Here is a 21,161-nt window from a genome sequence, read left to right as displayed (position 1 = left end):
TTACAAGGGTTTCAACCGTAACCCTTAACCGTAACCAACTGTAACTTTAGTGTAACCACTACCACAACAGCACTGATTGGTGTATCGAACTAATGAAACACCTTACCTGATTTTTTATGTTTCAATGTCACCCTTCCAACAATTTCAAATCCGGCAATGTCAACAATGTTCCTGATCACCTGAATCAGTCTGTGGTTACGGTCATTCAGTTCTGCATTTTCTTCCCTTTTAACTGTTGCCATTGCTGCACCTGCTGTTGGGTCAACATATCCTTCACTATTTTTGTACATTTACATCTTTCCTTTCCAAAATATCACTTATGATCACTCTAAACATTTCTTCAAAAATAGGCACTACTATTGAATTTCCTGATTGGTGGTACAGTGTTCTGTTCATTTTTCCCGGTTCAACTTTGCAGGTTGACTCTGCTGCATAATAATCTTCGTCAGAATACCCCATCAACCGCCAACATTCCAATTCTGTTAAATACCTATATTTTCCATCCCCTAAATCAATGACCTGTGCCGGGGTTCTGTCCTGTCTTGTAGTTATTGTATTTGCATAATCTTCAATAACCTTTGCCCTTCTGATTCCTTTTTTGCCTATCGAATTGTATACACTTGGTTGTGTCACCATGTAACAATCAGATACATTTCCTGATTCAAGAAAATTTGAAATATCACGCATTGGTCTTTTCTGCATCAACTCAAAATCAAAAGGGTGATCACCTAAAACAGAAACAGTAAAACATCTTTGTCTTGCTTGCGGTATACCATAATCACGTGCATCTAAGACTTTGTAGTTATTGGAATATCCAAGCTTTTCCATATACGACAGGTATCGGTTGAAATTATGAATCATGTGTTTTGATAAAACATTCTTTACATTTTCCCACACAACAACAGTCGGTTTCCATTCTCCCATCTGTTCGATAATGTGTACTGTTTCCCACATCAATGATGATCTTGTTCCTGAACCTTCATCAGCACCTTTACCCTTGTTAATTCTTCCATCGGCTGCTGTTGCCTTCCCTTGATGTCCGGCAATACTAAAATCTTGACAGGGTGAACCATGAATTAAAATGTCAGGTTTTAAATTCCAATTAACAACTGACTGTGTTTCATATGACAGTTCATCAGCAAACATTGCATTGTACGATCTGACCGCTTTTTCATCTATTTCAACATAATCTATTGCCTTTACAGGTATACCCATATTTCTTAACGCAACCCTTGGTGAACCGATTCCACCGAATAATTCAATAATTTGTATCTTTTTCATCTTCATCACCATCCTTTACCGGGCAGTGATCACAATCACCATTTGCAGCACCAAAACACCCCCAACAATCATCAATTTCTTTTGTCGTTGGTTTATACTTCTTAGCTGTTGCAGCTAATGCCATCACTACAGCACCAAGGATTAACCCAACCGTAAGACCAACGCAAAAACAAACTGTACCTGTTAATACTAACTTTTCCATACTGTCACACCTTTCTAAATATCCTGATAGATTTACCACCTACCTTAGTTACTACTGTTTCAAACCCCAACCGCTTATTGATCTGCTTACTGAACACGATGTTTGACATTGGTTGCATACCACAATCAGCACAAAACACCTGATACCTGCTGTATACGTCACCTGTTGGTTCATCCTCAATCATTTCAACACCGCATTCATCAATAAATGCCTTGATTGGGTTATTTTCATTTTCATATTCATCAATCTGTTCAGCCACTTTTTCAGACTTGGTGAACTCATTGTTTTCAATGATTCTTTTCAGTCCTTCTACACCTACCCTGATCAGATATTCAACTGAACTTTGTTCAACCAACTGATACTTGATATAAGGGTTATAATCCGGGTCAATCTCACCACTTGGTAAATACTTTGTAAATCTTGCGTTGAATGGAATAATCACCAAACGTCTAAGAACTGCCCCTGTCTTATCTTTCATTCTTGGTATATCATTTGCTGAAAACAGCAGCTTCACATAAGGGTTAAACTCAAAAGGGTCTTGCCCTTTTCTTTCTGCTTTAATTCTGTTACCTGTAACTACTTTCTTGAATGTTGCTACCTGTGAACCTTGCAGGAAGTCATCACCAATATCATCACCGATATTTGCCAGTTTTCCGAACATCATTGATGTGCTGAACCTGTCCCCTAATTCCTTAAGGTCAAGTGCTGATATATTCCCATCACCAAGAATTGCTTTGACACAATCAAGGAATGTACTCTTACCATTGGACTTGTCACCTGTCAGGATGAATGCCTTACCAAGTTCATTCCTGCGGTAAAAGCAATAGCCAATGCATTCTTCCAGTAATGCCCTGATCGGTTGATCACCGCAAGCTAATTTGTTCAGTGTATCATCAGCAAGTTCACTGTAGGCTTCCGGGTTATAGTCCCAAGGTATTTGATTGGTAATAACCAAATCAGGGCTGAATGGTTGCATCTGTCCGGTCACAATATCCAACACACCGTTCCTGAATGCTATATAACGTGCATCTGCCTGTGCTTTTTCATCAGCTATAAGTTCCATATACTCTAATACTTCTCTTCGCTGTGTCTTTTTCAGGTTAGGTATCTGATTGATCATAGCTGTTTCAATAGCCTTGTACCCAACCTGATAAATCCCATCTTGATAGATATGTAACTGATTACTTATACTGACTACATTTTCATTGTTCTTAAGCCATGTTGCAAAACGGTCAAACAGGAATGTCTTATCACAAAAGAATACAGGTTTTTGAAATGCTTCATCCCTAAGAATCACTTCCAGTTCATCATCAGATAACGGCTCTTTCAGAACAAATCTGTTCAGAATCCTGATACATTCTCTTGTATCATCAACACTAAAATCATTTGATGTAAGTGTCAGGATATAATTGAATAATGCCTGATTGCGTCCGTCACCTGCATCCATATCAAGAAAGTCAACCGCTGTACGAACCGGGAACAACCATTTTGGAACTTCCTGATATGTTCCACCTTCTTCAATGTCCCACTCAATAAAGCGTTCTTCACCGTCAATCTTGATTACTTCATATGATGAACGTGTACCAAGTTTTATATCTGCTGTCAGACCAACCGCAAGCGGTACATGTGTCCTGTTCCTTGTAATACTATGATTCTTAAATAAAAAATGTCTGCCCCGGCTTGTACAATACACCCGGCAATCAAGCTGATATTCTTCCACAATGTTCATTAAAATTTCAGACTGTTCAGCATCGTCAATATCTATCAGGATGGTATCATCAGCAAGAACACCACCGAACCCTTCAAGATTCTTCACTTCGTCATAAGTGCGGTATTTTGTCCGGTCTTTGAATGCTTCGATTGCTTTCTTGCCTTTTGTCTTTATGTACCCTTTGTACAACATCCTGTTTCACCATCCTTTAACTAAATACTTCTGACAGCAATTTACTGAAAAATTCTTTGTCCCTGATGCTGTCCTTAATATTCCTTTTCGGCTGATCTCAAATCTGCCTTTTTTCTCTTTCAATGTGTCCCGGCTTTCTTTCACATTTGTCATGTAATGCTTGTAACCGTTACTACCTTTCTTATGCTGTGACCGCAAATATAACCAGTGCTGCACGTTCATTTCAGCATCTTTCACTTCTGCCTTATTCCGGTCAATCCTGTTTTCGGTAATCATTGTAATATTGTCCAACCCTTCCATTCTGTACTGAATGTGATCTTTGATCTGATTCACAATGTCAGGGTTATCACTTCGATTGATTAACTTAATCAGCTTACGAACCTTTGAGATACTTCTACATGAAAGAAATTCTTCAAGATGAATAAGCATCTGACCATGATCATATTTGATTGTAATGTCTGTCATGTTCCCACCTTTCCGGTATTATGCTGCAATACCAAATTGTTTCAATCTTTTTCTTGCTAAATCTATGTACCACTGCTTATCTAATTCCGGTGGTACTTTAACCCCAATTACAGAATCGTTATAAATGAAACTGTGATCAGGTGTGTTTCCAAATTTTTCACCCTTTGGTTTTACAACCTTACGTCTTAACAACCTACCGTCTGTAACACGATTGGAAGCAAACACACGATAAGATTTATAAGTATATTTTTGTGTGGTAGGATATGACCACACTTCTGTTCGTGTACCGTCCCGGTGTTTTGTTGTCTTAATGATCTGACCAGTTCCATGTTCATGCTCAACCCAGTTATAATTGTTTGACAGCTTCACTATTTTTTGGAACATAATCAAGTCATCACACTGATTGATTGTCTGTTCAACAGGTATCTTTTTCACCATGTAGTCAACCAACGCTTTATTCAGTATTGGTAAGTCATTATCAATAGCAGAAAGTTCTTTGACGTAAGCACCAATTCTTTCAACACCGCCGTCAGTACCAATCCAAAGGTAATTGTTTACGTCCTTCTGATAGATTTCTGATATATTGTCAAGTTCAAGTAATATTGAACATTGTTCAGTTGAACAACGCTGTTCCCACTCCCAACAAATATCATCAACCATTTCAAAGGCTTCATCAGTGTCAGGAATCCAAATGATCAGACCATCAGTGTTTGACTGAATCAGTTCAAGTCCCGGCACAGCTTCCAAATGCTCAATCAGATCAAGCAACATCAACTGACCGTTGATACACATACAGTTGTTATTACGTGGATCGTATGCAGCATTTGTTTCATCTTTCATTGCCCCTGAGAGTGCATTCAGCATCTTTTTATATGGCAACTGTGCTTTTTTCCATTGCTTTGCTTCTGCCTTTCTTCCGGCTTTAGCTGCTGCAACCTGTTTCTTTTTCATAGCTTTTCTTGTGTCATACACCAGTTTGAAGTTGTTATTGGTTGCTGCCCTTGTTACAAGTCCCCATGCAATCAGCATTGACGGATAGTAATTATTTACGTCTACATGAAGAATCTGACCTTTCCGATGTATCGGCTTATCAGATGCACCATGCAGACCGCCAAATCCAAATGTGTGCGGTATTCCTGCAACAATCGTCTCAAAGTTCTGTGACTTGTACCAAGTCTTTTTATCTTTTTTGTCAAAATCTTGCAACCCCATTTCGAGGGCTTCTTTTCTTTTCTCTGCAAACCATTCCTGAACGTATTTGTATTTTTTCAGTTTCAGGCATGGAAGAAAAAAGAAATCAAATTCATCACCAAAATGAGTTTTTGAACACCCAAGAACCTTTGCTGTTATCCGGGCTTCACTGTCACCAATGTCATACAGTGACGTTTCTTTTGGGAATGCCTGTATAATTCCATGAACTGCATTGAACTCACTGACTTTTTCAAGAAATACCTTGATAGTCTGTTCTACGTCATGCCTACAGTATTTAACCGTCTGTTCTATTTCTTCCGGTGTCAGTTTCCTTTTGATACGGAAATCAACATCAGTTTCCTTGATGTTTGAACCAAGAAAACCTTCCATTGTTTTCAATCCGACTGTTTTCATGGTTTCATCATTGCTTGGCATTACATCATAATTGATCATGGGTAATTTATTGAATGCTCTTGAATATTGCCAACCTTCTTTATTATCAACGATAATCCAATCATTGATTTTTTTAGGATTCATACCAAGCAGAATACCTTTCATGATGTACTGATCGTAGTGACGGTTATTAAATCCTACCCATATATCTTTTCTATTTGCTTCATATAAGGCTTTTAGTTTATCAGGGCTATTGATTATCACGTGTTCTTTTTTATTCGTCACATCAATGAATACAGCAAGCCAATCCTTTTCAAAAACCTCAAAATCGTAGAATATCATTTACTAAATCACCCACTTTTTGAAAAAGCGGTGTGCGTTTTACACACCGCCTTAAGTGTTATCTTACTGCAAAGTAGATATTTTATCTACTTTTAAATTAAAAATTTTTACATATCGAATGCTTCATTGATAGTAATTGGATTGAAGTCATCAGCCTTATAGGTAACTGCTGCACCAACTTTACCCTGTACTTCCTGAAAAATATCAAGTACGCAATCAGCAAAATCACTGTAGTTGATAAATTCCGGTACTGTATCTGTTTCAAGTTTATCAAGCCATGTGCAAACAGATTTGATTGCCATGCCATTAGTCCACTTCTGTGAAGTGTTGCCGGAAATAGTACGGTTGAAGAAAATCTTTCTACCCTTCTGATTACCTTCCAAGATGCTACACTGTACGGAAAACATCAGCTTGTCACCTTTCTTTGTTGGCTTGATCTCCATTTTATCAAAACTTACATCATAATCCCCATCCGGTACATCTTCAAACTGTGAATCGTCTGCTTCCTGAACCTCTTTCTGTAATGCGTTAAGATCAACCTGTTCATCGAATGCACTAAAATCTACTGCCATAATTTTTCACCATTTAACCTTTCTTAAAATAAATTTATGATTATAATTGCTATGATACAAGCAATACAAACCCTTGTATAATTATCCCTATTTTTCTGAATCCTGTCACCCACTGAACCGAATCCAAAGAATGCTGCCATGACTGCAAGAAAAATATTTAATGCAATCATGATCTTGTTCTTCTTCGTCTTTGACCTCTGATGTGCTGTTCAGGTGGGTTCATAGCACCGTCTAAAGGTTCAGCCGGGGTCTGTGCGTCAGCAGGTACATGGTTGTTTTCCTGTGCAAGTCTTTTGATTCCTGCATTAAATTCTTCTCTTGTGATTACCTTCATAACCTCAACACCATCAACGATCAGGTCAACCGTATCACCCTTATGCTTCATCACATAGTTATCATCAGCCGGAACATAGAAATATGCATCTGCTTTCAGTGTGACAGATTCAGAATCAGTGTTCGTTGTACCGTCCTGAACAGGTTCAGACTTTTCAGCATTTCTTTCCTTACGTGTTCTTCTTGGTGGTTTCTGTAAATCCGGTTTCGGTACTTTATCGGCAACATCCATTGCTTCATCAAATGGTACTTCTTCCTGTCCCGGAAAAGCCTGATCAATAGCCTTGTCAACTTTATCCATGTGATCAGCAATCTTCTGTTCATTTTCTGCCTGAACTTCTGCCCTACTCTTGCGTGTTCTTCCAGTCTTTTCTTCCGGTGCATCTGTTGGTGTTGCAGATTCAGCTTTTTTACCTCTTGTTCTTCTGCCTTTGCTGTCAGGTTTTTCAAGATCAGATGCAACCGCCTGATCAGCAGCATTCATTTCATCATCTGACTTGTAATCACCAAGTTCATAATAATTTCTGATCTTGTCAACAACATAATTCAGATCATTGTCAATAGCATATGCAGTGAACATTCCAAGCGGTGATTTTACGGTATCTTTTCCGCTGTTCTGTGTGTAAAAGTAATATTTGGCTTCATTCACACCAGTTCTAAGTACAACGGTAAACAGTCCTTCAATAGTGATCTTCTCACGCAACAGTTTACCAATCAGCTTAACAGTTGTAAGACCGTTATCTAAAGTTTCCAAATGGGTCATATAAACGACTACAACATCATCAGGTAAGTCTTTGCAACAGTCAATGATTTCAAAGTAGTTCGCACCAAAATCATTGTACTTGTCCCACCCAGTTTCTTTGATACGGTTCATGTACGGTACTGCAAGAATGTACTGGAAGTCATCAACCACCAACAGCTTCTTACCTGCTGTACACTGTTCTTTCATGTACTTCACAATTTTTCTTGCATCTGTTTCATTGTTCAGCATTTCAAAGTGATTCTTGAACGGTAACGGTTTACCTACTGGATTGATAACCGCTGTTGTTGCCGGGTCACAATTTCTAAGGCTTGTACTTTTACCTGTACCGGATTCACCCATAATTAAAACTTTCTGTGCCATGTTTATTTATCTCCTTTCTTGAATAAGCCCATTAACTTAGTGAAAAGATTGCTTTTCTCTTTCATTGCTTTCTGCTGTGATACTTTCAAAATCTGTCTGTTCTGAAAATGTTCAGCGGTTGCAACATTGTTTCTGTAACTTCTGTGACTTCTCTGTTTGTGTTTCTTTGCACTACTCATTGATTTCATCCTCACTTTCTTTGATAACAACCTGTAATCTTGTATTATTATGCAGTGGTGTAACCTCTACTGTATAACCATTTGCCAACAGGATTCCTACTAAATCCTGATATGCTGCTGTGATTCTTGTACCTTCGATTTCAATACAACCGCATAATCTTGACATTTCATTGAAAAAGTCATCATTTGCAGCATCAACAACACTATGCATATCATTCAGCATATATTTCAGTTCATCACGCTCGTCTTTCAAATGTCTATTTTCTTCTTTCAGCTTTGCAACTTCTGCTTCAAGAACTTCATAACTGTTTTTATTCTTCTTCATTATTTTCACCTTCCTCTTTTACTTCATCGGTTGTTTCTTCCGACTTCACCTGATCATTGAATCTGTCAAGTTTTCCTACCTCAAGAAACTGTGCTGACCAAAAATCTGCAAAATGAATGATCACCTGCAATGGTTCTTCATGACCTTTCAGATCATACGCAAGACTACCATAAGCACCATCATGATAGAAAATAGCGTGTTCTTCTTCCTCTGTCAGATCAATATAACGTGCTGCCAGTTCAACCGATCTTAAAGGGTGGTCAATATGGCACAAATCAGAACTGATCTTGTACGGTTTACTTTCTGATCTCTTATACTTCTGTTCAGGGTTTTTCTTTGTTGGTCTGCCATCCTGTACCATGTTTGCAACATAATATGGGCTTCCATAACGTCCGCACTTGCCAAGATCGTGTAAAGCTGATGCAATAATCACGCTGCTGTGAATCTTGTTATATGCTTCACTTCCAAGCAGTGTAAGACCAATCTTTTCAGCGTACTGCATGACGTTCACTGTATGCTCTAACAGTCCACCATCTTTACAGCAATGGTTTCCACCGGATGCCGGGGCATCATAAAAACCAAGTTCTTCGATGAAGTCAAGTAAATCTTCTATACCCTCACGACCTGTTGCCATCAGACAACCTTTGAAATACTCAATCTGTTTTTCTCTTGTCATTGTTAAATCTCCTTTTCTTCTAACTTTATTTTCCACCGCTTCTGTTCTTCAATATTGGAAAGATACCAAGCGTTAGATTTTGTTTTGTGTTCATTGAATGCTCTGAACTCTTCAAAGTCCTTTGGAAATAGTAAAATACCATATCCACCGGATTCTCTTATTTTCCTTAAGTGATAAAGCTGTATCAGTGACGGTTCACCGTTGTCTGCCTTGACTTCAATACCAAGAAAACAACCGTCTGAACTTACCAGTAAATCAGGAATACCGCTTTTTGTGTAAGCTGCACCACCCCAGTATTTGAGCCACCAACAACCATATTCCTCAAGGTATTTTTTAACCCTGTTTTCAAAATTCTTTTCTGCTGCTATAAAAAATCAACTCCATTGTCTTTATTTGCATATCCGATCAGTGACAGTACCAAAAGATTGAATGCCATAATTGCATATGGTTGCCATGATATGATGTAATCAATGTATACAATCCAGTACATAAGACTTAACATGTTAAAAAAGATAATTGTCTTAATAACAAAATTCTTAAAATGTTTTTTGATGTACTTCCATACCCGGCACATCATACAATTATGTGAACAATTCATCAGTTAGTTCCTTTCCTTCCTGCAATGCTGCAAGATTCCTTTCTTCAAAACTTCCCTTTACCAGTAGGTAATAGTAGTAACATGGTCTGTTCTGACCGATTCTGTGTATACGCTTCTTTGACTGTTCCCAAAGATCACAAGACCCTTTTCCAAGTGGCAACGTAAAGTACACAATCTTATTTGCTTTCTGATAGTTACCACCCATTGCCCCTGCTTGGTACTGAACAAATGTGACACTGTTATCTACACATTCATATGCATACATTGAACGTCCTGAACCATTTACAAAACTGACTTCCCTGTTGAGTGATTCGCATATTTTTCTAAGTCTTGTCAGTTCTTCATTGAAGTTATAAAATACAATCAACCGATCTTCTGTTGATTCCAGTAAGTCCCTGAATGCTTCCAGTTTTTCCTTATGCCATTGACCGCACAGCTGTCTGCAATATAATGTTTTGGTCAGGCTATTATCACCAATCAACTCAACCCTTGGTGTCACATCTTCACCTTCAGAATCTGAATCATCTTTGAATCTGACTAAGTTCCTTGTATCAAGTTCCAAGTAATTGTGTTTAATGAAAAACTTATATTCATTTGTGATCTTCAAGAAAATTTTCTGTTCAGTCTGTTCAGGCAGTTCAATCACTTCTTCTGTTTTCATGAATACTGCACCAAACTGTGTAAGTCTTTTCTTCAAATGCTCAACGTGCTTATATCCTGTGATTACTTCTTTCTTGTACCCATCACCGTTTTCAATCCATTCCGTCTGAACATAGGAAGCATAAAAGGCTTTCTTGTTAATGTCCCAACCTAACAACTTAAGCTGTGACCACAACCGTTCATACTTTCCTGCTGTTGGTGTACCTGACAGTAAGATCACGCTTTCCGGTTGTAACTTCAATATGAATTTTGACCGTTTAGCGTTTTCGTTGCATATAAGGCTTGATTCATCAAGTAACAATGTAAAGTCTGTTATATGGGCTATATACTTGCGTCTGAATACCAAATCATAGTTGATTACACCGACAATCTGAATGTTCTGATTATACAGGTCTTTGGTTTCAACCAGTGTACGGAAGTTCACACCTTCACTTTTCTTGGTCAAGTCCATAACCCTGTATTCAGGGTAATACGTTTTCATGTGATCAACCCAATCATCAATTTTTGATTTTTGGCATACAATCAAATTTACAGTATTGTTCAGCAAATACATTTTTTCAGCACCTACAAAAGTCTTACCAAGTCCCATATCTAAGTAATAAGCACACCTGTTTTTATCATCAGTCAGGTTCAGCACTTCTTCCTGATGGGGCATGAATTGAAGATCATTCATTATTCATCAGCGTCCTTTGGTGCTTCACCTGAAAGGTCAATCTGTAATCTTGCGACCTCAACTGCTGCTCTGTAAACTAATGCATACTTAGAATCACCATGTGTCTGTGTGACCTTTTCAAGAAATTTATCAATCTTACCAATGAAGCAACCACACTTGACAGTAATTTCATTGTCTTTATCTCTAAAGAATGTTGTGAAATCGTCCCGGCTACCAATAGCACCGATCACTAACACATGACTTGCAGAAAAGACCTCGGCATTGCCCCAAACCTCGGCATTGCCCCAAACCTTGGCATCACCGCAAACCTCGGCATTGCCCCAAACCTTGGCATCACCGCAAACCTCGGCATTGCCCCAAACCTTGGCATCACCGCAAACCCAAGCCTTTCCTTCATGGGAAAGATTTTCTTCTTTCTCAATCCAACCGCCAAGATCACCAATTTTGACAAGACCAAATTCTGCTACCGCTCTGATTCTGTGAAGTGTAGCTGTTCTAAAAAATAAACTTATTGTCTTGGTTTCTCCTGTAAATTCAAATTTTTTCATGTTATTAAACCTCACTTTCTAAAAATGCAACTGCTCTATCGTAGTTACGTTCAATCATTTTAAGTTCTTCTTTTCCACGTTTTTCTAAATCACATACCGCCTGATAAATTTCATCATCCCTGAAAGCGGTAACCTCATTTGTGATAAGATTTGTGATCACACTTGGTTCAAGTGCATCAAGTTCCCATGATTCATCACCGTATTCATCAATGTATTTCCCACATCGTGAATCAGAAAGTTTTGCCGGGTTCGGTGGTGGGTTGTATGTTTCAATCTGATTCATGGTCAGTGCTACACGCTTTACATACACATCTGCACCGAACATCTGCAAGCGTTCCTGAATATCCCTTGTCATATCAATACCGCTTGGGTCGTGATCTCCAAGATGTATAATGTAACGATTATCCCTGTAACTCTGATCTATAAATCGTTGTGCTGCTGACCACATTTCTGACTGTGATGTATAACCTCTACATGAAAAATAAGGTGTATCAAGTGGTATACAAGCCTGACCGACAATATCAACAAGTGCATCTTTTTCAACCCACACTTCAACATAGTTTGGTTGACCATCCCACTTATTCAGCAGATAACTGTATCTTGCTGATGCAATAACATCTTCCGGTTTGCCCCAATGACTGTTTCCTCTTAAGTTTCTCGTTCTATCAACAATGCTGTACCAGTCAATCAAACCTGCCAGTCTACCATCGTTGATAAGATTGCCTATATTTTTATAACTTCTTTCATTGTTCGGTATATAACCACGTGCAACCAACTGATAGTAAGTCTGTCTAAGTGTCAACTCATATCCCTGATTTTTATATTCATTGATTACCTGATTTACCAAGTTAATCAATTCAAGGCTTTTACCTCTGAAATTGATTTCTTTATACTGAATTTTCGGCATTACACTTTGACCCCCTCTATCTCTGCAAAACGTTTTGCGTTGATGAAGTACACCCACCGGTTATCAGATGTATGAATACCGTAACCCCAAGGAAAAACCCCTTGCTGTAAACCCTTGCGAACTGTGTTGTGATTCATCTGTAACAGCTTTGCAGCCTTTTCCACATCTAACCGGGGAATTACCCCATTTCTTAATTCAGCAGTTGGAAGTACAACCACCTGTTCATCAGATTTTGAAAAGTAATCTGATTCAAGTCCAAGTGCTACTGCAATAGCACTTTGAACATCTTCTGATGGTATCTGTTTACCTGAAAGGTACTGACTGACAGAACCTTTACTTTTTCCAGTCATACCGCACACCTGACGTTGATTCAGGTGTAATTCTTGCATAGCCTGTTTTAACTTTTCACTGAATGTCATCTTGTTTCACTCCTTTGTTGGTAGATAATTTATCTACTTTTTAGGCAAAAAAAATCTTGTTTGCTTCTTCATTCGTCAACTTCAAAAGTTCTTTCAACACTTTAATTTCAGACGCTTTGAACTCTGTTTCATTGTTGACTTTCTTCATCAATCCATAATAAGTCAAACCGCATTTTTCAGCTAAGAACTGTAACTTATAACCGGATTCATCAATTTTCTGTCTTAACAGTGTTGTGTTTGTCATTACTTCTCACCACCTTCTGTTGTTGGGAATGGGCTTTTATTGTATTGTCTGTGTATTCTAATCATGATTCTGTCACCCGGTAATTCTTTGCGGTCAACAATGCTGTATTCCTGTTTCTTTGCTTCAATATCAGCAATGTAACGATCAAGTTCAGATGCAGAATCAAATTCAAGCATCAGATCAATACAACCTGCAATTACTTTCTTCATTTGCACAACCTTCCTTTCCGATTAGCAGCCCTTTTATAAATGTTGCCTGTTATGTGGTGGTTTTATTTTTCAGGGAATCACACACCAAGAAACCCTTATCAGATTTCACACTAAAACCTGTAAACTTGCTGTCCTACTATAGAATTTTTATAGCGTGTTTTTCTATGAACCGCTGAACAGTTTCACATTAAAACTGAACAAAACCTGTCAACCACTACATAACAGACAACACTTATAAAAGAACTGCTATCTTATTTGACTTTGCTGATAACCTGCCATCATCAGACACAAGGCAGTCACCCCTTGCATGACGGTCATTGCTGACCGTTTCGGCTTATATTTCTGAAATTGTATCTTCTACTTCCTCTAAATTTGAATACGCTTCATCAATACTATCAATGTATTCCTGCATCTGATCACCACGCTCACCGTATTGGAAACTTTCAGGAAGATTATCAAAGGCTTCCTGTTCTTCGTCTTTGACTTCTTCTAAAATATCCTTTGCCTGACTGATCAACTCTAACGCTTCCGACAATCTTTTTCTTCTTACCTTATTCATACTTAAACCGTCCTTTCTACCTTAAACAGCCAATCAGTTTCATCTTCCGTACATACACCAAAATATTCATCTGTTCTACTGAAATGATATTCTATATTGTAAAACTGACGCATTACTGTCTGAAATACTTCAAACTGTGCCTGACACCAATCAGCAGCTTTTCTTGTTTCTCTATATTTCTGACCAACGGTATCAATGTTAAATTTTCTAAGTTCTGTCAACCAGTGATCCCAAGCGGTCACACATTCCTGTAAATTTCCGCCAAGTTCTGATTTTAAGAATTTTTCTTTATTTAATTTCATAGTCCAAGCCTTCCTTTCATCCCTTTGGTTTTACCTGCTGCAACAGGTTCTTATATTCGTTCCCGGTCATCATAGATGGGGTGAGTAACCGGGAACGGATTCAAAAACAAAGTACTGTGTCCTCTCGCTTGTTGATTCTTCCGTTTAACTGCTTCTTGGTTAAGGAGTAAAGTCACTATCGGCTAGTGCTAAACTGTTTTCTTCAATTAGTACAGCTCACTTTGCTTTCTTGTCCTACAGTTCCTACTTTCTTCAACTGATTTGCCGGGTCATGTTTATTCTTCGCACACTCTGTCTGATACATTTGTCAGCATAACTACCATGTTACTTGTGTGTAGCCCTATCGCTTCACCCGGTCTTTCCTGCTTGCTTTGTTTTTGAAGTAGATGTTTTATCTACTGACATCATAATACATGATGGTAGATAGAATGTCAACAGTTATTTTGAAAAAACTTGAAAAAAGTTGATATTTAATCTATTTCATGGTATTCTTTACTTATAAACAAGGAAAGGAAGGTAATCTTAATGAGTATAGGTCAACGTATAAAAAGTAGACGTGAAGAATTGGGAATGTCACAGGAAGATCTTGCACACCGGATTGGTTATAAAAGTAAATCATCTATAAATAAGATTGAACTTGACATACAACAATTAAGACAATCTAAGATCAAACAGATTGCAGATGCACTTGAAACTACGACAGATTATATTATGGGTTGGTCTGAAAAGAAAAACGATGAACCAAAAGAAAAGCATGATATTACTGATCTTATTAAAAATCAATATGGTTCAGATGTGTATGAACTTGTTCAGTTATATTCAAAACTGAATGAAGCAGGTAAAAACAAAATCATGGAAGAACTTCGTGATACTGCTGCATTACCAAAATACACCGAACCTGTAAAAAGGGATGCTCAAAAAATGGCATAATATACCAAATTTGGGAAAATCAGGAAAATATTATAATTGTAGACTTTAGAAAGGATGGTTGATTATGGGATTTTTAAGAAGTACAAAAGGCTCTATCATTAGTGACTATTTCCAGTTACAGGAAGATATTGCAGGTTTTTCAAAAGGTTATATGTATGACGTTGCGTTGTATGATGATCATTTAGAAATTACCTCAATGCAGAAACGCAAGCTATTACTTAATTATGATCAGATTACAGATGTGTTCTATGGTGGAAAGACTGAACTTATTCAAAAACCAAAGTCTGTGATCGGTAGGGCTGTAGTTGGTGGTGTAATATTTGGCGGTGTTGGTGCAATAGTTGGTGCTGCATCCGGTACAGGTACAAAAACCGGAAAGAAAACACACCTGTATTTTATCATCAGTTACACCAGTTCAGACGGTGAAGATAAATATATACAGTTTGAAGATACTAGAATATACAAAGGTCTTAAGCTATCCAAAAGGCTAAAAGAACTTGCACATATAGAATCAGCACCAACAAGTGACATTCAACTTTAACGGTTACGGTTGGTTACGGTTACACTTAAAATCTATATCTTATATATTTTACTTTTTATACTTTATTTTTTTTATTCATATAAGCGTTATATAAAGAACTTGTGATGAACCGTAGACAAGTGTAACCACCTTGTAAATCAAGGTAATATAACTGTAACCTCAACCGTAACTAAAGCGTAACCAAGTGTAACCAGTAAAAAAAACGACCCCAACCGTTGCAGCGGTCAGGGTCAGCAAAACCAAACCAAAGGAATGAAATGATTTGGACTATGCAAAAACCATTATAGCATTCATTCCTTATGGTTTCAATGAAAGGAAGTGCTATTTATGCAAGGTGGAGTAAGAAAAAGAGGTACAACATGGTCATATTATTTTGACCTTGGAAAAATTGACGGTAAAAGGAAGAAAAAAGAAAAGGGTGGATTCAGAACCAAGAAGGAAGCTGAACAGGCATTGACTGCTGCTATGAATGAATACAATAATGCCGGAACTGTATTTGAACCGACAGAAATAACGGTTGCTGATTACCTGAATCAGTGGTTTGATCTGTACTGTAAGACCAATCTGAAATATAACACCCAAGTAGGGTATTTAAGAATCATTCAAGGGCATCTAATTCCAAAATTTGGTATGTATAGATTAAAGGCAATCACTCCGGCAGTATTACAGGAATATGCTGTTGAACTTAAAATGAACGGTAATTCAAAAAGTCATTTAGTTGGTATTTTGTCTGTATTCAGTGCTGCACTGAATTATGCAGTTGAACCAATGCACTATTTACAGTCTAACCCCATGCAATATGTGAAATTTCCAAAGGTTGAAAGAAAACCACGTGAACGAATTGTACTGACGTTAGATGAATGGTGTAAGATTCGTGACAGATTTCAAAACACACGGTACTATATACCTTTAATGATCGGATTTTATACAGGCTTACGAATATCAGAAACCTTTGGTCTTACTTGGGATGATATTGATTTTGATAAAAGAAAAATATCTGTAAATAAGCAGATTGTAAAACGTAACTTTGGGGCAGATGTAAGAAAGGTTGTTGAAAAGAAAGGTAAGAAAGAACAGCGTTCATCTTGGTACTTCACTACACCAAAAACATTTACTTCTGTTCGTGAAGTCCCTTTTGGTGAAACATTATATCAGGCATTGAAAAAGGAAAAAGCTGAACAACTCAAGAATGAAATGAAGTATGGTGAATATTACACGATTCATGTTAAAAAGATTGAAACTGATGAAAAAGGTAATGACATGATCAGGGTTGTACCTATTCAAAAATGTGTTGAAAGTCCACTACAGCGTATCAGGTTGGTGTGTGTTGATGAAAACGGTCAGTATACTTCCACTGATTCATTTAAGTATTGCAGTAGGGTTATACACCATGAAATGCATCTTGCCTTTGATTATCACAGCTTAAGGCATACACACGCAACACTGTTGATTGAATCCGGTGCTGATGTTAAGAATGTTCAGACACGATTAGGACACACCAATATAGAAACTACATTGCAGACCTACGTGCATGATACTGAAAAGATGGCTGAACGTTCTGTTGATCTCTTTGAAAAAATCACCCAAGCAAAAACATCATAAATAGAAATAGTGGGAGTGAATCCGCTGATTGTTCAGCGTGTTCACTCCCTTTTCTTTGTTCAGTGATGATTTTAAAAATTACGGTGGCAAATGGGTGGCAAATAGACTGAACTCCACTCATAAAAGCCTGTAAAACCGCTTATTTACGTGATAATAAACAGACTGTTTCAACATGCACACTCATCGGAAACATATCAGTCGCCTTCACCTTCCTGATCTCATACCCATTCTCCCGCAGATACTTCACATCCCGAGCCAAAGTCGCTGAATCGCAACTCACATATACGATCCTCTCCGGCTCCATCTGAACCATCGTATCCAGTACGCTTCTCTCACATCCTTTTCTCGGTGGATCGACTACGATCACATCCGCTCTCGCATGCTCTCCCGGATGCTCTTTTGCATAATCCGCATAATACTCCGGCAGCACTTCTTCTGCCTTTCCTATAAAAAACTCCGCGTTTGTAATCTCATTGATCTTAGCATTATGCTTTGCATCTTCAATTGCCTGCGGCACGATTTCCACGCCGTAAACTTTCTGTGCTTTCTGCGCAAGGAAAAGGGAAATCGTTCCGATACCACAATACACATCCCAAACCGTCTCTTTTCCAGTAAGCCCGGCATATTCCAGTGCGGTTCCGTAAAGTACCTCTGTCTGTACCGGATTCACCTGATAGAAAGACAGCGGTGAAATCTGGTATTTGACATTACCGATATAATCGGTGATATACGTCTGTCCCCAGAGCGGACAAACCTTTGATCCCATGATCACATTCGTCTTTTCTTTATTGATATTATAAGTAATACTTGTCATTCCAGGAATCTTTGTCAGCTTTTCCAACAATTTTTCACTGCAGGGAAGCTTATCCCCGTTAATGATCAGACAAACCATGATCTCTTTTGTTGTAAATCCATACCGGACCAGGACATGGCGCACCAGCCCTTTGTGCCGTTCCTCATCATATGCAGAAATCTTCTCTTCCCGCATGTAGTCCAGAATCTGATCCAGGATCACTTTATTCTCCGGTACTCCAAGTACGCAGTCCCTGTTCGGAACCGGGATGATCTGATGGGTTCTTCCGGCATAGAATCCGGCAATCAGATTTCCTTCTTTATCCACTCCGATCGGGAACTGTGCTTTATTCCGGTAACGGAACGGTTCCTCCATTCCTGCGATCGGCTCCATGATCTGATCCAGCAATTCTTCTTCCACACTGCCAAGACGGATCAGGTTATTTCTTACTTTTGTATTTTTAAACTCCAGCTGTTTCCGGTAATCCATCTCCTGAATCTGGCATCCGCCACAGCGTCTTGCCTCCGGACAGCGTGCAGATACACGAAATGCGGATTCTTTTACAATCCGCATTAATCTCGCATATCCGTAGTTCTTTTTTGCTTTCATTACTTTTACTTCAACGGTATCTCCGATGACTGCATCCTTGATAAACAGAGTATATCCATCAACCTTTCCGATTCCTTCACCACCGATTCCGATATCTGTAACTTCTACCGTCACTACGTCATTTTTCTTCATTTTTATACTCATCTTTCTTTCAGAACTTCTCTTAGATACTGGTCTTTCTTAAGTTAGATTCAAACAGACGGTTATAACCTAACCAGTCCTTTGTATCTTTTGCCTTAAAAATCTCTGTCAGTGTCTGCATCTTTGCATCAGCATTATCTGCACAATTAAGTGCCATTGCCTCAGCAAGCGCCGGTTTCTTCGGCGACCCGTATTCGAGTTCTCCGTGATGCGCTACGATACAGTGCTTTAATTCGCTGGCAAGCTTCTTTGGGAAATCCGGGATCTCACGAATTGCATCATCCAGCATTTCCACACCGATCACAATATGACCGAGCAGCTGCCCATCATCGGTATAATCATTATCCGGGAACAGGGAAAGTTCCTGTGTCTTTCCGATATCATGACACATTGCCGCTGTATACAGAAGATCCTTATTCAGGATCGGATATGCCCCTGCCATATATTCACAGAATTTCACTACGCTTAATGTGTGCTCCAAAAGTCCTCCGGCAAATCCGTGATGTACACTCTTTGCTGCAGAATGTGCCTTGAAGCTCTTGATAAACTGTTCATCATTTACAAAATAATACCGGATCACCTGCTGCAGATACGGGTTCTTCACCTGCTTTCCATAACGCATCAGTTCTTCATACATTCCATCCACACTTTTCTCGCTGGTCGGCATATAATCCGCCGGATCGTATTCTCCCTCGTCTGCTACACGGAGCTGCTTGATGTTCATCTGAAGATTGCCGTTATAGCTGATGATCTCCCCGTAAACTTCAATAAAATCTTTTTCGCTGTAATCTGCAATTCCATTTGAATTCGGATCCCAGATCTTTCCATCTAAAGTTCCTGTCTTGTCCTGAAGGATCAGGTTGTCATATGGTTTTCCGTTCCTTGTCTCCGCACTTCTTTTTCCTTTGCAAAGATACGTATTTCTGATTGTCTCGCCTTCGTGTAATGTCTCAATATATCTCATGTCATTCCTCTTCCTGCTCTATATTTTAAATTTATGGTTGCTTTTTATCTGCAAATCTATTCTTTACTTCCAACTGTCACATCAAATGTTACATCGACATAACCATCTGCGCCACGCCTCTGCCCTTTGATCCTGATCTGTGTACCGGTTCCGGCTTCTGCGATCTGTTTATGGAATCCTGCTATACCGGTGATATCTGTCTTGTTAATCTCTGTGATCACATCACCATTCTGGATCCCCGCCTGCATCGCAGGCGAATCAGCCTCTACTTCCCTGACATAAATGCCTTTCGGGATTCCCTGTTCGCCGGCAAGCTTCTCCGTCACTACAACTCCGTGAACGCCAATATACGGAACTCCCTGTCCATTTGCCAGAAGTTCGATCTCTTCCTTGATATCCGAAATCGCATAGGCACTTACAAGATTTCCGTCTCTCTGCAGTTCTGACTGGTCACAGATTCCAATCACTTCACCCGCCGTGTTAAACAGAATTCCGCTCCCTTTTTCACTTCCTGCAATATCTGTATCAAGCAGCCGGTACTGCCCGTCCGCCACTGTCCGGTAATTTCTGGTGGAACTGATGATCCCATATCCGACACCACCTGCATATCCAAACTGCTCACCAAGAACGATCACGCCGTCCCCACGGTTCACTGCATTAGAATTACCAAGCATCGCCGTCTGGATCTGGTTCCTCGTACTATCCGACAGATCTGATCTCTTAATCGCAATGATCGCAAGTCCAAGATTCCGGTCCTGCTTTTTCAAAGTTGCGTTATATGTAGTATTATCTGAAAATGTGGCTTTCAGTGCTTCTGCATCTTTTACAATTCTTGCCGGTGCCGCAATCAAAAGATCTGCTCCATTATCCCAGAAAATAACTCCCGATACAGCCTGCTCCCCTGCATTCTCCCAGCCTTCATCCCGGTGCACGGCATAGATCTCAACCACACTTTTTCCTGCTGACAATGCCACCTGGTATAATGCATGGTTCATCTCCTGATAATCTTCGACAGTTAGATCCGGATACTGAATCTCTTCTTCCTGTGCTTCCTGATCCTTGGTATCCGTCTCATTCTCAACCGGAGTTTCCTCCTGATCCAGCGGAATCGTTACCTTCTCTCCGCCCAGATGTGTCATCGCCCATGGGCGAAGGGCATAAAACGCAAGACCTGCTGCAAGTCCAAAAATCAGTCCTCTTCCTGCAAGCCTGCACAGATTTCCCATGATTCCTTTTTTACTTCGCTGTTCATCTTTTACTGTTTCCTGCAAAAACGAATATTTTTCTTCCTCACTGTCGTGCGGTTCTTCGTTATGCTTATTCTCCCGATTATCAGACATTGTGCTTCTCCTTAGACCTCCGGAGTGCTTTCAGCCACACCTGGTTTTAGTATACATGATTCCCCGCAAATGTTCAACGAAATTTCACCTTTCCACTTTCATTTAGACGGTAAATAAGTTAGAATAGAACCAGACAA

At 39.1% G+C, this 21,161-nt stretch carries 27 protein-coding genes and 1 other RNA gene; 3 read left to right on the top strand and 25 right to left on the bottom strand.

The genetic code is table 11. From position 1 onward, the window contains the following. Nucleotides 1-89 precede the first annotated feature (89 nt). From PG766_RS04425 to PG766_RS04320, 22 genes are all read right to left on the bottom strand, one after another. On the bottom strand, nucleotides 90-290 hold the full coding sequence (locus tag PG766_RS04425) for a hypothetical protein (RefSeq protein WP_118427108.1): 201 nt from the start codon (nucleotides 288-290) through the stop codon (nucleotides 90-92). Then, complete coding sequence (locus PG766_RS04420) at nucleotides 277-1,281, bottom strand: DNA cytosine methyltransferase (RefSeq protein ID WP_270590480.1); 1,005 nt, start codon at nucleotides 1,279-1,281, stop codon at nucleotides 277-279. The genes PG766_RS04425 and PG766_RS04420 overlap by 14 nt, the downstream gene beginning before the upstream one ends. Then, the gene (locus PG766_RS04415; RefSeq protein WP_270590479.1) at nucleotides 1,259-1,483 is read right to left on the bottom strand and encodes a hypothetical protein; all 225 of its coding nucleotides are present in this window, start codon (nucleotides 1,481-1,483) and stop codon (nucleotides 1,259-1,261) included. Before PG766_RS04415 ends, PG766_RS04420 begins: the two co-directional genes overlap by 23 nt. Nucleotides 1,484-1,487: 4 nt before the next feature. Next, nucleotides 1,488-3,386, bottom strand: coding sequence for a phage/plasmid primase, P4 family (locus PG766_RS04410; RefSeq protein WP_118427102.1), 1,899 nt, complete (start codon nucleotides 3,384-3,386; stop codon nucleotides 1,488-1,490). A 6-nt stretch (nucleotides 3,387-3,392) separates the two neighbouring features. Further along, nucleotides 3,393-3,851 carry a hypothetical protein gene (locus PG766_RS04405; RefSeq protein ID WP_270590478.1) on the bottom strand — a complete coding sequence of 153 codons (459 nt, stop codon included), beginning with the start codon at nucleotides 3,849-3,851 and terminating at the stop codon, nucleotides 3,393-3,395. Nucleotides 3,852-3,869: 18 nt separating this feature from the next. Beyond that, nucleotides 3,870-5,777: a hypothetical protein gene (locus PG766_RS04400; RefSeq protein ID WP_270590477.1), complete on the bottom strand. Its 1,908-nt coding sequence runs from the start codon at nucleotides 5,775-5,777 to the stop codon at nucleotides 3,870-3,872. 107 nt (nucleotides 5,778-5,884) lie between these two features. Further along, nucleotides 5,885-6,349 (bottom strand): DUF669 domain-containing protein, encoded by a 465-nt coding sequence (locus PG766_RS04395; protein WP_158431879.1) that lies wholly within the window; start codon nucleotides 6,347-6,349, stop codon nucleotides 5,885-5,887. Nucleotides 6,350-6,372: 23 nt separating this feature from the next. After that, the gene (locus PG766_RS04390) at nucleotides 6,373-6,519 is read right to left on the bottom strand and encodes a hypothetical protein (RefSeq protein ID WP_181984595.1); all 147 of its coding nucleotides are present in this window, start codon (nucleotides 6,517-6,519) and stop codon (nucleotides 6,373-6,375) included. Further along, the gene (locus PG766_RS04385) at nucleotides 6,516-7,805 is read right to left on the bottom strand and encodes a hypothetical protein (protein WP_270590476.1); all 1,290 of its coding nucleotides are present in this window, start codon (nucleotides 7,803-7,805) and stop codon (nucleotides 6,516-6,518) included. The genes PG766_RS04390 and PG766_RS04385 overlap by 4 nt, the downstream gene beginning before the upstream one ends. A gap of 2 nt (nucleotides 7,806-7,807) precedes the next feature. Beyond that, on the bottom strand, nucleotides 7,808-7,984 hold the full coding sequence (locus PG766_RS04380; RefSeq protein WP_182438747.1) for a hypothetical protein: 177 nt from the start codon (nucleotides 7,982-7,984) through the stop codon (nucleotides 7,808-7,810). After that, entirely contained in the window at nucleotides 7,977-8,309 is a 333-nt protein-coding gene (locus tag PG766_RS04375; protein ID WP_270590473.1) for a hypothetical protein, read from the bottom strand. The genes PG766_RS04380 and PG766_RS04375 overlap by 8 nt, the downstream gene beginning before the upstream one ends. Continuing rightward, nucleotides 8,296-8,985, bottom strand: coding sequence for a hypothetical protein (locus tag PG766_RS04370; protein WP_270590471.1), 690 nt, complete (start codon nucleotides 8,983-8,985; stop codon nucleotides 8,296-8,298). Before PG766_RS04370 ends, PG766_RS04375 begins: the two co-directional genes overlap by 14 nt. Nucleotides 8,986-9,349: 364 nt before the next feature. Then, nucleotides 9,350-9,475, bottom strand: coding sequence for a hypothetical protein (locus tag PG766_RS04365; protein ID WP_270590470.1), 126 nt, complete (start codon nucleotides 9,473-9,475; stop codon nucleotides 9,350-9,352). A 91-nt stretch (nucleotides 9,476-9,566) separates the two neighbouring features. Continuing rightward, complete coding sequence (locus PG766_RS04360; RefSeq protein ID WP_270590469.1) at nucleotides 9,567-10,916, bottom strand: SNF2-related protein; 1,350 nt, start codon at nucleotides 10,914-10,916, stop codon at nucleotides 9,567-9,569. Then, nucleotides 10,916-11,464 carry a hypothetical protein gene (locus tag PG766_RS04355; protein WP_270590467.1) on the bottom strand — a complete coding sequence of 183 codons (549 nt, stop codon included), beginning with the start codon at nucleotides 11,462-11,464 and terminating at the stop codon, nucleotides 10,916-10,918. Before PG766_RS04355 ends, PG766_RS04360 begins: the two co-directional genes overlap by 1 nt. A gap of 4 nt (nucleotides 11,465-11,468) precedes the next feature. Further along, a complete protein-coding gene (locus PG766_RS04350; protein ID WP_118427082.1) occupies nucleotides 11,469-12,371 on the bottom strand; it encodes a hypothetical protein in 903 nt (300 codons plus the stop codon). Further along, complete coding sequence (locus PG766_RS04345) at nucleotides 12,371-12,790, bottom strand: helix-turn-helix domain-containing protein (protein WP_118427080.1); 420 nt, start codon at nucleotides 12,788-12,790, stop codon at nucleotides 12,371-12,373. Before PG766_RS04345 ends, PG766_RS04350 begins: the two co-directional genes overlap by 1 nt. A gap of 40 nt (nucleotides 12,791-12,830) precedes the next feature. After that, complete coding sequence (locus PG766_RS04340) at nucleotides 12,831-13,034, bottom strand: hypothetical protein (protein ID WP_055163231.1); 204 nt, start codon at nucleotides 13,032-13,034, stop codon at nucleotides 12,831-12,833. Continuing rightward, nucleotides 13,034-13,243 (bottom strand): hypothetical protein, encoded by a 210-nt coding sequence (locus PG766_RS04335; protein WP_055163232.1) that lies wholly within the window; start codon nucleotides 13,241-13,243, stop codon nucleotides 13,034-13,036. Before PG766_RS04335 ends, PG766_RS04340 begins: the two co-directional genes overlap by 1 nt. Nucleotides 13,244-13,509: 266 nt before the next feature. Then, nucleotides 13,510-13,578, bottom strand: an RNA gene (locus PG766_RS04330) — hammerhead ribozyme type II. Next, nucleotides 13,578-13,802 (bottom strand): hypothetical protein, encoded by a 225-nt coding sequence (locus PG766_RS04325; protein ID WP_055163233.1) that lies wholly within the window; start codon nucleotides 13,800-13,802, stop codon nucleotides 13,578-13,580. Before PG766_RS04325 ends, PG766_RS04330 begins: the two co-directional genes overlap by 1 nt. Before the next feature lie 2 nt (nucleotides 13,803-13,804). Further along, nucleotides 13,805-14,104: a hypothetical protein gene (locus PG766_RS04320; RefSeq protein ID WP_195196458.1), complete on the bottom strand. Its 300-nt coding sequence runs from the start codon at nucleotides 14,102-14,104 to the stop codon at nucleotides 13,805-13,807. Nucleotides 14,105-14,629: 525 nt separating this feature from the next. Here PG766_RS04320 and PG766_RS04315 point away from each other — a divergent pair. The 3 genes from PG766_RS04315 to PG766_RS04305 all read left to right on the top strand — a co-directional run bounded on the left by PG766_RS04315 (nucleotide 14,630) and on the right by PG766_RS04305 (nucleotide 17,177). Beyond that, on the top strand, nucleotides 14,630-15,034 hold the full coding sequence (locus PG766_RS04315; protein WP_118575273.1) for a helix-turn-helix domain-containing protein: 405 nt from the start codon (nucleotides 14,630-14,632) through the stop codon (nucleotides 15,032-15,034). A gap of 64 nt (nucleotides 15,035-15,098) precedes the next feature. After that, nucleotides 15,099-15,575, top strand: a complete 477-nt coding sequence (locus PG766_RS04310; RefSeq protein ID WP_270590464.1) for a hypothetical protein — start codon at nucleotides 15,099-15,101, stop codon at nucleotides 15,573-15,575. 327 nt (nucleotides 15,576-15,902) lie between these two features. Then, nucleotides 15,903-17,177: a tyrosine-type recombinase/integrase gene (locus tag PG766_RS04305; protein ID WP_138344235.1), complete on the top strand. Its 1,275-nt coding sequence runs from the start codon at nucleotides 15,903-15,905 to the stop codon at nucleotides 17,175-17,177. A gap of 139 nt (nucleotides 17,178-17,316) precedes the next feature. Here the strand turns inward: PG766_RS04305 and rlmD are convergent, their stop codons facing one another. The 3 genes from rlmD to PG766_RS04290 are packed head-to-tail and all read right to left on the bottom strand — an operon-like array spanning nucleotide 17,317 to nucleotide 21,024. Beyond that, the gene (rlmD, locus tag PG766_RS04300; protein WP_270590463.1) at nucleotides 17,317-18,711 is read right to left on the bottom strand and encodes a 23S rRNA (uracil(1939)-C(5))-methyltransferase RlmD; all 1,395 of its coding nucleotides are present in this window, start codon (nucleotides 18,709-18,711) and stop codon (nucleotides 17,317-17,319) included. Between the two features lie 31 nt (nucleotides 18,712-18,742). Then, nucleotides 18,743-19,684: a 3'-5' exoribonuclease YhaM family protein gene (locus PG766_RS04295; protein ID WP_008368874.1), complete on the bottom strand. Its 942-nt coding sequence runs from the start codon at nucleotides 19,682-19,684 to the stop codon at nucleotides 18,743-18,745. Between the two features lie 56 nt (nucleotides 19,685-19,740). Beyond that, entirely contained in the window at nucleotides 19,741-21,024 is a 1,284-nt protein-coding gene (locus PG766_RS04290; RefSeq protein ID WP_118199539.1) for a S1C family serine protease, read from the bottom strand. Nucleotides 21,025-21,161: the final 137 nt, after the last annotated feature.

The sequence above is a fragment of the Coprococcus sp. LG101-27 genome, from assembly GCF_027695515.1.
Lineage (GTDB): Bacteria > Bacillota > Clostridia > Lachnospirales > Lachnospiraceae > Allocoprococcus > Allocoprococcus comes.
This window is presented reverse-complemented; position numbering and strand designations above follow the sequence as displayed.